Source organism: Stenotrophomonas ginsengisoli (genome assembly GCF_001431485.1).
Lineage (GTDB): Bacteria > Pseudomonadota > Gammaproteobacteria > Xanthomonadales > Xanthomonadaceae > Stenotrophomonas > Stenotrophomonas ginsengisoli.
In genome coordinates this window covers 1-12878 of sequence record NZ_LDJM01000029.1, presented here as the reverse complement: position 1 = coordinate 12878, position 12878 = coordinate 1, and the positions used below count along the sequence as shown (strand labels likewise).

The window sequence follows — 12878 nt, the reverse complement described above, 5'->3', positions numbered from 1 at the left end:
GCGTTTCCTCAGGCTTGCGCGTTGGGCAGCTGCAGCATCACCGCCGCCCTGCCCTGGGCCAGCAACTGCTGGCCATGGTGGATTTCAAACTGGTACTGCTGGCTGCCTGCGCCGGCGGCCAGCAAGGTGGCGCGCCCAAGCAGCGGGCCGTCCAGGTCATCGATGCGTGCGCAGTGCAGCTGCACATCGCGCAGGGCCACCAGCATGCCGGCCGCACTGGGCTGGCCATCGGCCAGCAGGCCGCCGTGCACGGCCATGGCCTGGGCACCGTACTCGCACAGGTGCACCGCATGCAGCGCATCACCCAGACGCAGAGGGTGGCGCGGATCGGTATGGTTGCCGGCCTGCAGGGTGATGCTCTCGTTATCCCAGGCCAGCACCGCATCCCACAGGCACATGTTGCCCTGGTGCGGCACCAGCTGTTGCAGTTGTTCGCGTTCAATGCGCATGGGCGACTTCCTTGTGCAGATGGCGCGATACCAGCAGGGCCAGCAAGAAATTGCAGGCTACGCCCAGGGCCACCGTGCTGCCGATTGCCCGCAACACCGGGATCGACGAGGTGGCCAGCAGGCAGAACACCAGCAGGGTCATCGCACTGCACACCAGCAGGCCGTGCAGGGTACGCAGCTGGGCGGCGCGCTGGTCGCCGGCATGCTCGAAGAACAGGCCGTAATCCAGGCCCAGGCCGGCGGCCAGGATCAGGCCGATCAGGTGGAACAGGTTCAACTCGATGCCCAGCCCACGCAGCACTGCCAGCACCACCAGGGTGGTCAGCAGCATCGGCAGCAGCACCCGCCAGACCCGGCGCCGGTCGCGCAGGGCCAGCCACACGGTGGCGGTGAGCAGCAGCATCGCCACGCCCAGGGCCAGCAGTACCCGCACGCGCCAGGCGGCAACCAGCGATTCACTGGCCTGTTTCAGGTCCACCCAGGTGCCGCCGTGGGCGGCCACCGCGGCGGCCAGCGCATCGGGCTGCTCGACCCCGGTCAGGGTGATCAGGGCCAGCGTGTGCTGCGGGCGCTGGATCAGCAGTGATTGCACCGCCCCGGCCAAGGGGGTGCCCTGGATATCCGCCACGCCCAGCGGTGGCGCGGTACGCGCGCGTTCCACATCGGCCAGGAACGGGGCAAAGGCATCGGCACGGAACGGCGAATCCGCCACCGCCTCGGCCAGGGCCGCAGCCAGGGCCGGAGCCTCGGGCAGTGCGGCCTGGCGCTCACGCTGCAGCGCGGCGCTGGGCAGCCAGCGCGCGGCCATGTCGAAATTGACCAGGTTGCCCTGCTGGACCTGGGCCTGCAGCAGGGGCAGCAGCGCCTGCGAGCGGGCCAGGGCCTGCTCGGCATCGGTGCCATCCACGCTGATCAGGTAACGGGTATCGGCCGCGCCCAGGGCATTGCGCAGCTGCGCATCACGGGCCAGGTCGACCGGGTCCACCGGGGTCAGGCGCGACAGGTCGTTCTGCCAGAACGCGCCGGGGGCCAGTGCGCTCACCGCCACGGCCAGCACGGCCAGCAGCCACAGGCTGTGGCGTGGACGCGGCAGGCGCTCGATGCCCAGCCACAGGCGCTGCAGCCAGGCCTGGTCGGCCATGTCACGGCGGGCCGGGTCGACCAGGGCCGGCAACAGGTAGCGGGTGGCCAGGGCCGCGGTGAGCAGCGCGGTGATGGTGAACACCGACAGCTGGCGCAGGCCGTCCACGCCGGAGAACAGGAAGGTCAGGTAGGCGATGCAGGTGGCCACCACACCGGTGCCCAGGGTCGGCCACAGGGCGCGCACGTTGGCCCACGGCGACAGGCCCGGGCGCTGGTGGCTGAAGAAGTGGATCGGGTAATCCTGCACCACCCCGATCAGGGTGAAGCCGAAGGCGATGGTGATGCCGTGCACGCCTTCAAAACCGATGGCCACCGCACACAGGCCGGCCAGGCCGGCACTGGCCAGCGGCAGGAAGCCCAACAAAGGATATTTCCAGCCGCGGTAGGCCAGCAGCAGCAACAGCACCAGGCCCAGCGAATCGATGCTGCCGATGGTGCTGGCCTCACGGCTGGTCTGGTTGCCGATCTTCACCGCAAAGGCGCCCGGGCCGGTCATCTCCAGCTGGGTACCGGTGCCGGCACTGACCGCCGCGAAGGCCGCATTGACCGCATCCACCGCCTGTTGCTGGCCGGACGGATCAAACCCTGCGCTGTGGGTCTGCAGCAACAGCAGGGCCTGGTCGGCCTGCTCGGTGAACCACACGCCTTCGATCACCGGCGGGGTGCGCGGTTGCTGCTCCAGCAGGGTCAGCAGCTGCAGGGTCGGATCACGCGGCAGCAAGGCCTCCAGCTGCCCCCCCACCGGTGAGGCCAGGTCGGCCACGCGCTCGTCCAGGGCCTGGCGCAGGCCATCGGCCTGCAGCTGCCCCGGCGCCACCGGTGCCAGCAGGTAGCGGTACGGCAGCAGCGCATCAGGCAGGTCTTCCAGTGCCATCGGGCTGTCGCCGTTGAGCACCCATTCGAAACGTTCATCGCCACGCAACTGGCTGGCCAGCTGGCGCGACTGCGCGGCCAGCACGGGCACATCCCCGCCGTGGATGGCCAGCATCAGCAGGCGCGAGCCGGGGCCGTCACCGAGCTCCTCGATCAACAGCTTCTGCTCGGCGGTGCGGGGTTCGGGCATGAACTTGCGCAGGTCACCACTGACCTGCAGCTGGCTGGCCAGCAGCCAACCGGCCACGGCCAGCAGGGCCAGCCAGGCCAGGGCCAGCGCCGTGCGCTGGGTCGATGACAGGTTCAGGACGCGGCCCCCTGGCACAGCGCCTGCAGCGCCTGGCCATCGACCACGCCCTCGGCCAGCGCCGCCTGGGCGGTGCCACCGACCAGGGTGCGCTGCACCTGGCCCTGCACCGGCTGGGTTTCGATGCAGCGCAGGTCACCGCCACTGCCATGCAGCACCAGCTGGCGCAGGCGTGCGGCCACGGCCGGGGCACGCGGGGTCAGCTGCAGCTGCCATTGCCCGTCATTGCCCAGGCTGCGCAGGGTGAAGGCTTTTTCCAGGGTAGCCAGGTCACCAGCCAGCAGGGCGGCAAAACTGTCCTGCAGGCTGGCCAGTTCGGGCGCACGGCTGATCGCAAACACCCGCTCGCTGCGCCCTGCACGCTGCACCCGCACCTGGCCGGCGGCGATGGTCGAGGTCTCCTGGTAGGGCTGCTGCACCTGGCGGACCAGGGTGGCCGTATCCGGACGCCGGTAGGTACCGCTGACCTGCAAGGCCTGCTTGAGCATCGGCGACTGGCGCACCTCGACAAACGGGGTCTGGCTGGGCACCGGCTGGGCCAGCCTGGCCACCAGCCGGGCCGGGCTCGGGGCAGCGGCGCGGGCGGTGTCAGTGCCGAGCAGGCCGCTGATCAGCGCGATCGTGCTCAGCCACGGAAGCAGGAAGGTTGACCGGGTCATGCCAGAACTCATAGAAGTTGAACCAGTTGTAGGGCTGTTGACGCAGCTGATGTTCCAGCCGGGCGGCATAACGGGCGATGAGCTGCGGCAGCAGCTGGCTGCGTTCGCGCCGCGGGATGTGCAGGGTATCGGCAAACGGCTCGAACACCATGCGGTAGCGACAGTAGCCGGTGTACAGGCCAAAACCCAGTACCACCGGCACCTTCAGGCTGGCCGCCAGCAGCCACGGCATCGCCGCAAAGCGCGCCGGGCTGCCCAGCAACGGGGCCTGCACGCCGGCCTCGGCAGGCCCGGCACGGTCCACCAGCAGGGCCACCAGGGCCCCCTGTTCCAGCGCCTGGGCCACCGCCAGCACGATGGCCGGCCCATCCTGCCCGGCATCGATGATGCCGGCGGCCAGTTGTGGGTCCAGCTCGGCCATCAGCTCGCTGATGGAGGGGTTGTGGGAGATGTCCAGCAAGACCCGGATGCTGATGTCCGGGCGTTGCCGGCCAAACGCACGCAGGGCATCGAAGCTGCCGATGTGGGCCCCGAACAGCAGTGCCCCGCGGCCCTGGTCCAGTGCCTGCAGCAGCACCTCGGTGCCCTGGCTGTCGATGGCATAGCCCCGGTCACGGCCACCGAGCAGGTAGATCCGGTCCAGAATGGTGGCAGCGAAGGTGTGCACATGCCGCGCCACCTGCCACAGCGTGGCAGGCCGGCCGAACACCCGCCCCAGGTAATCACGCGAGGCACGGCGCTCGGCACCGCGCACGATCACGAAATACAGGGTGATCGGGTACAGCAGCAGCCCGGTCAATGCACGCGGGCAGTGCCGGCTGATCCAGCCGATCAGGCGGATCGGCCAGCGGCCGCCGCCTTCCGGGCGCTGCTTCCATTGCTCCGGATGCTCAGACATCTGCGGCATCGATGACCAGTTCGCCACGCACCAGGGTGCCGGCCGGGCCGAGCACCTGGAACTTCCAGCGCGGTGCCTGGCCCTGCAACACCACTTCGGCGCGCTGCTGCGGGTACAGCGGGGCCAGGAACTTGACCTGGGGCAGGCGCAGACGCCCGGCCGGCAGGCCGTGCTGGCGGGCCACTGCGGCGATCACCTGCTCCAGCACCACCACGCCGGGAACCAGCGGGTGACCGGGGAAGTGCCCGGGCAGGCAGGGATGGTCGGCAGGGATGGAAAAATGCATGGGCACGGCGATCGGGCAACGAGTACGGCAATGATGCGGCCTTCAGCGCAGCAGGTCACGCCAGAAGGCCGGGCCCAGGCCGGCCATCAGGCGGGCGAAGTGCCACAGGTTGCGGTCCGGCCGCACCGGAAAGCGCCAGCTGCGCCAGGCGTACTCAAGCAGGCCGAAACCACCGAGCAGGCCCCAGTTGGCCACATTGGCCAGCCAGGACCACTGCACCGCACTGACCGGCCACCACGGCTGCAGGCCCAGGCCGGACAACAGCCCGCCGGGCACCACCGACAAGGCCAGGACCAGGTTGATGGCCGCCAGCAGCACCAGCACCAGTGCCCAGGCCGCGGTCAGACGCCGCACATAGCCCTGCAGGGCAGGTTCCACCGGCATGCCGGCACGCGCATGCACCGCATCGACGATGCGGGCGATCAAGGGCGTGCGCCGCGCCGCCAGGGTGCGCGCGAACAGCCAGGCCACCCACAGCGGGAACACCACCGGCGGCGCCAGCAACAGCATCCAGGCCCAGGCGCTGCCGGCCAGCAGCACCAGCCCCGCCACACTGGCCAGCAGCCACAGCCAGGCCGACAGCCGGCGTTGCCACAGGCCATCGAGCAGGCACCACAACAGCAGGCTGGCCAGGGTCAGCGCCGACCACAACCCGGCCGTGGCCGGTGCGGCCACGCTGGCCACGTGACACAACAGGGGATAGGCCACCACCAGGCCCAGACGCAGCGACACCGGCGCGTCAGGCAGCGCCGCGCTGGCCATACTTACAGGGTCTTGTTGGCTTGGACGTGGGCGCTCAGGGCGCGCAGCGAAGCGAAGATGCGGCGGTTTTCCTCGTTGTCCGAACGCAGCTGGAAGCCATAACGCTTGCCGATGGCCAGCGACAGTTCCAGCGCATCGATCGAATCCAGGCCCAGGCCGTCATTGAACAGCGGGGCTTCCGGATCGATCTCGCTTGCCTGGATGTCTTCCAGGTTCAGGCTTTCGATCAACAGCTGGGCAAGTTCAAGTTCGGCAGGCGACGCAGTAGACATAGAAGTAGGTTTCCGACAGGACAACACGATGGGCGCAACAGTCAGCCATTCGCGCCGCCAGTGCAACTGGCACAACAACCGCGCGACGGCCTGCACGCTATCATGCCAGCCTGCTTACCTAGATCTGTGCGCCATGTCTGTTGCCTGCCTTTGCCCGCATCATCGATCCAGCCTTGCCCTGCCGGCGGTGCTGGCGTGATGGTGGCAGCCGCACCGACCACCCTGCAGATCGGTTTTGCCCCGCCGCAACAACGCCAGGCCCTGCTCGACGACCCGCATACCCTGGCCGTGATCGGCTTTGCGGCCGGCGCCCGCCCCGGCCCACAGGATGACCCGCGCTGGCTGCAGGTCGGCCTGCAACCGCTGGATGGCCCGGTACTGGAAGTGTGGCGCAGCTCGGCCCCGGTACAGCACGGGGTGGATGCCGATGGCCTGGCCTGGGCCTGTGACGGCACCCATCAACTGGGCGTGCTGCAGGTGGACGAGGCCGATTTCGATGGCGACATCGCCCTGGCCGCCACCCATGCCTACCGCCTGATGCAGGACAGCCTGGGCCGGCATGGCTACCCGCACCTGTTACGGATCTGGAACTACCTGGACGGCATCGTCGACGGCGATGGTGACCAGGAACGCTACCGCCAGTTCTGCCTGGGCCGGGCCCAAGGCTGGGGCAGCCTGGACAATGCCCGCCTGCCGGCGGCCACGGCGATCGGCCGCATCGACGGGGTACGCGTGCTGCAGCTGTACTGGCTGGCAGCGCGCGAACCCGGCCAGCCGGTGGAGAACCCGCGCCAGGTCAGCGCCTACAACTATCCGCGCCAGTACGGCCCGCAGCCGCCCAGCTTCGCCCGCGCGATGCTGCCGGCGCCCAACTCCGCACTGCCGCTGATGCTCTCCGGCACCGCCAGCGTGGTCGGCCACCAGAGCCTGCATGCCGGCCAGACCCTGCGCCAGCTGCAGGAAACCTTCGCCAACTTCGATGCCCTGATCGACAGCGCACGTCGGCAACAGGCCCGGCTGCCGGCCCGTTTCAACGACAGCAGCCTGCTCAAGGTCTACCTGGAAAACGCCAGCGAACTGGACCTGATCCAGCAGGCCCTGCCCCAGTACCTGCCCGATGCGGTGCCGCGCATGGTCCTGCATGCCCGCGTCTGCCGGCCCGACCTGCACGTGGAAATCGACGGCTGGCACCGCTGAGCCACATCCCGCAGCTGCAGTGAGCCCGACCCGGATGCCTGCCCTGCCCGGCTCAGCCGGCGGCGGGCTGCAGCATGGCCAGCAGGGCATCGCGCGGCAGCTTGCCGGTCTCGTTGCGCGGCAGCGCACCGACCAGACGCAGCGGCCGCGGCAGGAACACCGGGTCCATCAACGGGCGCAATGCAGCCATCAGCGCTGCCTCGTCCAGCTGCGGTGCCACCACCAGGGCGGCAATGCGCCCGACCCGACGCCCGGGCTCGGCCGGCAGCTGCAGCATCACCCCGTCCTGCACGCCCTCGATGGCCAGCAGGCGGCGGGTCAGATCGCCCAGCGAGGCCCGCTTGCCGGCAATTTCCAGCAGGTCAGCCCGCCGGCCACGCAGCAGGAAGCGGCCATCGTCAGCGCATTCGACCAGGTCGGCCAGCACCACCGGCTGGGCCAGGTGCGGCGCCATCACGGTGGTGCCATCGGGCTGCGGCAACAGCTTCACCCCGGGCAGGGGCGTCCATGCCGACTCGTGCGCGGTGCGCCGGCTGGCAATGATGCAGGTCTCGGTGGAACCGAACATTTCCTGCACCGCACAGCCCAGCTGCTGCTCGGCCGCCAGCGCCAGCTCGGCCGGCAACGGTGCGGTGGCGGTGACGATGGCCTGCATTGACGGTATGGCCACACCCGAGCGCAGCAGGGCATCCAGATGCAACGGGGTGGTCACCAGCAGGCGCGGTTCCGGGGCCTGGGCCAGCGCACGGGCCACGTCCTCGGCAAAGAACGGGCGCCCGGCATGGACCAGGGCCGGGCCGAGCAGCGGCAGCATCACCGACATCTCGATGCCGTACATGTGCTGGGCCGGCACCGTGGCCACCACCGACGCGCTGGCCTGGCCGAACCATGGCCGCAGTGCCGCCATGTTCTGCGCGGTACTGGCCTGGAAACTGCCCCAGGTCTTGGCATTGGCCGAGGGCTTGCCGGTGCTGCCGGAGGTGAAGCCAATCAGCAGCAGCTGCTGCGCCGGCAACTGCGGCATCGGCCCGTCCGCTTCGGGCAGCGGTGTGGGCAGGCGGTAATCGGCAACGCAGGCCTCCTGGGCCTGATCACCGATGGCCGGGCAGCCACCATGGCTGGCCTGGATGTCGGCCACCACCTGCGGCGCACGCGAGGGCGGCAGCAGGGTCACCTTGCCGCGCACCGCCGCGGCGCAGAGCAGGACCAGGAAGTGGTAACGGTCCTCGCACAGGTTCACCACATGGGCCGATTCGGGTAGCCACGCGGCCACCCCGTGCACATGGCGCAGGAACCCGGCTACATCGATCCGGCGCTCACCGTCCAGCGCCAGCAGGCGGGTCAACGGCCCGGCCAGCAGCGGGTAGGCAACAGCGGAAGAGGCAGCAACAGCAGCAGGCATGGCAACAGACCGGCAAAGCGACAGAGGCGGGCAAGCCGCCCGGCGGGGCTCCATTGTAGGCGCTGGGCCTGCCCATGACCTGTGGCCCGGCCCTGGACGGCAGCAGGCTGCTACGCTTGAACGGATCAACTTGCTGGAAACCATCATGACCCGACTGTTGTCCCTGTCCCTGCTGCTGGCCCTGGGCAGCGCCGCCCAGGCGGCCCCGACCCCGATCACCCTGGAACAGGCGATGGCCGAGCCGGACTGGATCGGCAACCCGGTCGAATCGGCCTGGTGGAGCTGGAATGGCCAGCAGGTGCAGTACACCCAGAAGCGTGATGCCAGCCCGGTGCGCGACACCTTCCAGATCGCCAGCAGCGGCGGCCCGGCCAGCCGGATCGAGGGCGCCGCCCGTGGCGACCTGGATACCGCCAGCCGCATCCACAACGCCAGCAACACCCAGGCCGTTTTTGTCCGCGATGGCAACGTGTTCCTGCGCGACCTGCGCAACGGCAGCCTGACCCAGCTCAGCCACGGCAACGAGCGCGCGCGCGGCCTGGGCTTCTCGCACAACGGTGGGGTGATCTGGCACGTCAACCACACCTGGTTCCACTGGACCCAGGCCGCCGGCACCCGCCAGGTGGCCAACCTGCGTGCGGAAAAGGACCCCAATGCCGCACCGGCGGCCGATGGCCTGCGCGAGCAGCAGATGGCCACCCTGCAGACCCTGCGCCGCGACCGCGAGCAGCGCGACGCGCTGCGTGAGCAGGCCGAGCAGTGGCGGGCCACCGACCCCACCCGCGCGGCCGCGCCGGTCTACCTCGGCGATGACGTGGTGATCGTGGACAGCGCCCTGTCGCCCGATGCCAACCACCTGCTGGTCTCCACCCGCAGCAAGAAGGCCGAGACCGGCCAGGGCGGCAAGATGCCGCTGTACGTGACCGAATCCGGTTACGAGGAATTTGAAAACGTGCGCACCCGTGTCGGCCGCAACGACCCGGCCCCGCAGACCCTGTGGCAGGTGGACCTGGCCAGTGGCAAGGCCAGCAAGGTCAGCCTCGACGCCCTGCCCGGCATCGCCAGCGACCCGCTGGCCGAACTGCGCAAGGCCGCCGGCAAGGACGCACTGAAGGGCAACCGTGATGTCCAGGTCGGTGCCGGCTTCGGCGCCCCGTCGATGGTCTGGAACGCCGATGGCAGCCAGGCCGCCGTGATGCTGCGCTCGGTGGACAACAAGGACCGCTGGATCGCCACCCTGACCCCGGGCAGCGACACCCTGTCTCCACGCCACCGCCTGACCGATCCAGCCTGGATCAACTGGAACTACAACGATTTCGGCTGGCTGGCCGATGGCCGCACGCTGTGGATGCTGTCCGAGCAGTCCGGCTACTCGCACCTGTACACCCAGGCCGGCAACGCCCGCCCCAAGGCCCTGACCGGCGGCAACTGGGAAGCCTCGATGCCGGTGCTGTCCCACGATGGAAGCAGCTTCTACTTCCTGTGCAACCAGGCCTGGCCGGGGGATTACGAGGTCTGCAATGTCTCCGTCAACGGCGGTGCCGTGCGCGAAGTGACCGCGCTGGACGGGGTCGAGGATTTCAGCCTCTCGCCCAATGGCGAGCAGGTCCTGGTGCGCTGGTCTGACAGCTATATCCCGCCGCAGATTGCCGTGGTCCCGGCCGCCGGCGGCCAGGCGCTCAAGCTCACCGACACCCGCAGCGCCGAATTCAAGGCCCGCAACTGGATCGAACCGCAGATGGTGCAGGTGCCCTCAAAGCACGGTGCCGGCGTGGTCTGGGCCAAGTACTACGGCCCGGAAGTGATGGAGCCGGGCAAGCAGTACCCGATCGTGATGTTCGTCCACGGCGCCGGTTACCTGCAGAACGTGCACGCGCGCTACCCGAACTACTTCCGCGAGCAGATGTTCCACAACCTGCTGGTGCAGCAGGGTTACATCGTGCTGGACATGGACTTCCGCGCCAGCGAAGGCTATGGCCGCAACTGGCGTACCGCGATCTACCGCAACATGGGCCACCCGGAGCTGGAAGACTATCTGGACGGCCTGGACTGGCTGGTGGAAAACAAGCAGGGTGACCGCGAGCGGGCCGGCATCTACGGCGGCTCCTACGGCGGCTTCATGACCTTCATGGCCCTGTTCCGTGCCCCGGGTGCGTTCAAGGCCGGCGCCGCCCTGCGTCCGGTCGGCGACTGGATGCAGTACAACCACGCCTACACCTCCAACATCCTCAACACCCCGGAAATCGACCCGCAGGCCTACCGCACCTCCTCGCCGATCTGGTACGCCGAAGGTCTGCAGGACAACCTGTTCATCGGCCACGGCATGATGGATGACAACGTGTTCTTCCAGGACTCGGTCAACCTGAGCCAGCGCCTGATCGAGCTGCGCAAGGACAACTGGTACATGACCGCCTACCCGCTGGAGCGCCACGGCTATACCCGTGCCGACTCCTGGTATGACCAGTACCGCCGCATCCACAAGCTGTTCGAGCAGACCCTGAAGCCGTGAGCCAGACCACGCGCACGATCCGCACCGTGGCCGCGGTCATCCTTGATGACCAACAGCGGGTGCTGGTCGTGCGCAAACACGGCTCGTCCACCTTCATCCAACCCGGTGGCAAGCGTGCCGCCGGCGAGGATTCGCTGACCACCCTGGCCCGCGAGCTGGACGAGGAACTGGGCGTGGCGCTGGATGCCGGCAGTGCGCGCCGGCTGGGAGAATTCCAGGCCGGCGCGGTCAACGAGCCAGGCTTCACCGTCAGCGGTGAAGCCTTCATGGTCAGCGTGACCGGCATGCCGCTGGCCGCCGCCGAGATTGCCGAACTGGCCTGGATTGCGATCGACCCGCCAGCCGGTTTCCCCTTGGCGCCGCTGAGCCGCCAGCACATCCTGCCCGCCGCCCGCGCCGTCCTCGGCCTGGCCTGATTCCGGATCGCCCATGTCCCTGCTCACCCACTCCGCCCAGGCCGGGCAATTGAACCGCATCTGTGCCTGGACCCTGCTGGTGCTGAGCGTGCTGACCCTGGTCTGGAGCGTGTTCCAGCTGGTCGGGGTACTGGCGCTGGAAGCCTGGGATGTGCGCAGCTGGTTTGCCACCTACAACCTGGTGCCCAGCGGCCTGCTGGGCTGGATTGCCGCCCATGCCACCGGCCTGAGCGCACTGCAGCTGCTCAGCTGCATTCCCTGCCTGGCCATTGCCGCCGGCATGCTGCGTGGGCGCAACTGGGCCCGGCGCGGCTTCATCGTCCTGCTGCTGCTTACCGCACTGTTGAACCTGGCCGCCGTGCCGCTGCTGGACCGCCTGCTGATGGGCATGCTCGACATGCTGCTGGCGCAGAGCAGCGAGTTCAGCAGCCAGGACGATCTGGCCCAGATCAAAAGCGAGCTGCGTGATACCCGGATCATGCTCTGGGTCAGCTCCTCACTGCCGATCCTGGCCCTGTCGGCCATCCATGTCTGGCTCGCACAGCGTTACCGCAAGGCCGATATGCGCGCCCTGTTCGGCTGATCGGCAACGCCTACTGGCCAATGGCCGTGCATCGGCTAAAGTGGCGCCATGAACGAATTTGAACGCGTACGCGACTACCTGACCGGCCTGCAGGACCGTATCTGCGCCGCCATCGAAACCGCCGACGGCAAGGCCCGTTTCGTCGAGGACCTGTGGCAGCGGGCCGAAGGTGGCGGCGGGCGTACCCGCATCCTGCGCGACGGCGGCGTGTTCGAGCAGGCCGGCATCGGTTTTTCCGATGTGGCCGGTACCCGCCTGCCGCCCTCGGCCTCGGCCCACCGCCCCGAGCTGGCCGGCGCCACCTGGCGCGCCTGCGGAGTGTCGCTGGTCTTCCACCCGCACAACCCCTACCTGCCCACCACCCACGCCAACGTGCGCTACTTCCAGGCCGAGCGTGACGGCCAGATCGTGGCGTCCTGGTTCGGCGGCGGCTTCGACCTGACCCCGTTCTACCCGTTCGACGAGGACGTCCAGCACTGGCACCAGGTCGCCGCCGACCTCTGCGCCCCGTTCGGCCCGACCCGTTACGCCGAACACAAGCGCTGGTGTGACGAGTACTTCTTCCTCAAGCACCGCAACGAGACCCGTGGCGTGGGCGGGCTGTTCTTCGATGACCTGCACGGCGACTTCGACACCGACTTTGCCTACCTGCAGGCGGTCGGCCAGGGCTTCCTGGACGCCTATCTGCCCATCGTCGCGCGCCGCAAGGACACGCCCTACGGTGAACGTGAACGCGAGTTCCAGCTCTACCGCCGCGGCCGCTACGTCGAGTTCAACCTGGTCTACGACCGCGGCACCCTGTTCGGCCTGCAGAGTGGTGGCCGCAGCGAGTCGATCCTGATGAGCCTGCCGCCGCGGGTGCGCTGGGAATACGGCTTCCAGCCGGCCGACGGCAGCGACGAGGCCCGCCTGGCCCGTTACCTGGTCCCGCAGGACTGGCTGGGTTGATTGCCACCCAACCGCACGCCATCAGCAGACGCCGCGCCCAGCGCGGCGTTTTTCATGGCCGGATCTGGCTCTGGGCAGAAGGTTTCACTTAGCCGCACTTGTGCGCCGGCAAAGACGCAGGCAATAAAAAGCCCCGACGACCAGGGGGGGGTCGGCGGGGCTTTTTATTGCCTG

General features: G+C 68.8%; 13 protein-coding genes. 5 read left to right on the top strand and 8 right to left on the bottom strand.

Annotated elements, in window-relative coordinates; genetic code table 11:
* Positions 1 to 8: 8 nt before the first annotated feature.
* From ABB30_RS11415 to ABB30_RS11385, 7 genes are read right to left on the bottom strand one after another with little or no spacing between them, the layout of a single operon-like run.
* A complete protein-coding gene (locus ABB30_RS11415; RefSeq protein WP_057638441.1) occupies positions 9 to 449 on the bottom strand; it encodes a hotdog family protein in 441 nt (146 codons plus the stop codon).
* Positions 439 to 2790 carry an MMPL family transporter gene (locus ABB30_RS11410; protein WP_245626500.1) on the bottom strand — a complete coding sequence of 784 codons (2352 nt, stop codon included), beginning with the start codon at positions 2788 to 2790 and terminating at the stop codon, positions 439 to 441. Before ABB30_RS11410 ends, ABB30_RS11415 begins: the two co-directional genes overlap by 11 nt.
* Positions 2769 to 3431 (bottom strand): LolA-related protein, encoded by a 663-nt coding sequence (locus tag ABB30_RS11405; RefSeq protein WP_152980717.1) that lies wholly within the window; start codon positions 3429 to 3431, stop codon positions 2769 to 2771. The genes ABB30_RS11410 and ABB30_RS11405 overlap by 22 nt, the downstream gene beginning before the upstream one ends.
* Positions 3361 to 4329: a lysophospholipid acyltransferase family protein gene (locus tag ABB30_RS11400; RefSeq protein WP_057638440.1), complete on the bottom strand. Its 969-nt coding sequence runs from the start codon at positions 4327 to 4329 to the stop codon at positions 3361 to 3363. Before ABB30_RS11400 ends, ABB30_RS11405 begins: the two co-directional genes overlap by 71 nt.
* Positions 4322 to 4615 (bottom strand): ApeI family dehydratase, encoded by a 294-nt coding sequence (locus ABB30_RS11395; RefSeq protein WP_057638439.1) that lies wholly within the window; start codon positions 4613 to 4615, stop codon positions 4322 to 4324. Before ABB30_RS11395 ends, ABB30_RS11400 begins: the two co-directional genes overlap by 8 nt.
* 42 nt (positions 4616 to 4657) lie before the next feature.
* Complete coding sequence (locus ABB30_RS11390; protein ID WP_057638438.1) at positions 4658 to 5377, bottom strand: hypothetical protein; 720 nt, start codon at positions 5375 to 5377, stop codon at positions 4658 to 4660.
* Between the two features lie 2 nt (positions 5378 to 5379).
* Positions 5380 to 5673: a phosphopantetheine-binding protein gene (locus ABB30_RS11385; protein ID WP_425477409.1), complete on the bottom strand. Its 294-nt coding sequence runs from the start codon at positions 5671 to 5673 to the stop codon at positions 5380 to 5382.
* 174 nt (positions 5674 to 5847) lie between these two features.
* Here ABB30_RS11385 and ABB30_RS11380 point away from each other — a divergent pair, with 174 nt between their 5' ends.
* Entirely contained in the window at positions 5848 to 6846 is a 999-nt protein-coding gene (locus ABB30_RS11380) for a chorismate transformation FkbO/Hyg5 family protein (protein ID WP_057638436.1), read from the top strand.
* A 52-nt stretch (positions 6847 to 6898) separates the two neighbouring features.
* Here ABB30_RS11380 and ABB30_RS11375 read toward each other — a convergent pair whose 3' ends face one another.
* The gene (locus tag ABB30_RS11375) at positions 6899 to 8248 is read right to left on the bottom strand and encodes an AMP-binding protein (protein ID WP_057638435.1); all 1350 of its coding nucleotides are present in this window, start codon (positions 8246 to 8248) and stop codon (positions 6899 to 6901) included.
* A gap of 145 nt (positions 8249 to 8393) precedes the next feature.
* Between ABB30_RS11375 and ABB30_RS11370 the strand changes: the two genes are divergently transcribed.
* From ABB30_RS11370 to hemF, 4 genes are read left to right on the top strand one after another with little or no spacing between them, the layout of a single operon-like run.
* Complete coding sequence (locus ABB30_RS11370; protein WP_083489849.1) at positions 8394 to 10757, top strand: S9 family peptidase; 2364 nt, start codon at positions 8394 to 8396, stop codon at positions 10755 to 10757.
* On the top strand, positions 10754 to 11173 hold the full coding sequence (locus ABB30_RS11365; protein ID WP_057638434.1) for an NUDIX hydrolase: 420 nt from the start codon (positions 10754 to 10756) through the stop codon (positions 11171 to 11173). The genes ABB30_RS11370 and ABB30_RS11365 overlap by 4 nt, the downstream gene beginning before the upstream one ends.
* A 13-nt stretch (positions 11174 to 11186) precedes the next feature.
* Positions 11187 to 11756 carry a hypothetical protein gene (locus ABB30_RS11360; protein ID WP_057638433.1) on the top strand — a complete coding sequence of 190 codons (570 nt, stop codon included), beginning with the start codon at positions 11187 to 11189 and terminating at the stop codon, positions 11754 to 11756.
* A gap of 48 nt (positions 11757 to 11804) precedes the next feature.
* Complete coding sequence (gene hemF, locus ABB30_RS11355) at positions 11805 to 12704, top strand: oxygen-dependent coproporphyrinogen oxidase (protein ID WP_057638432.1); 900 nt, start codon at positions 11805 to 11807, stop codon at positions 12702 to 12704.
* Positions 12705 to 12878 lie beyond the last annotated feature (174 nt).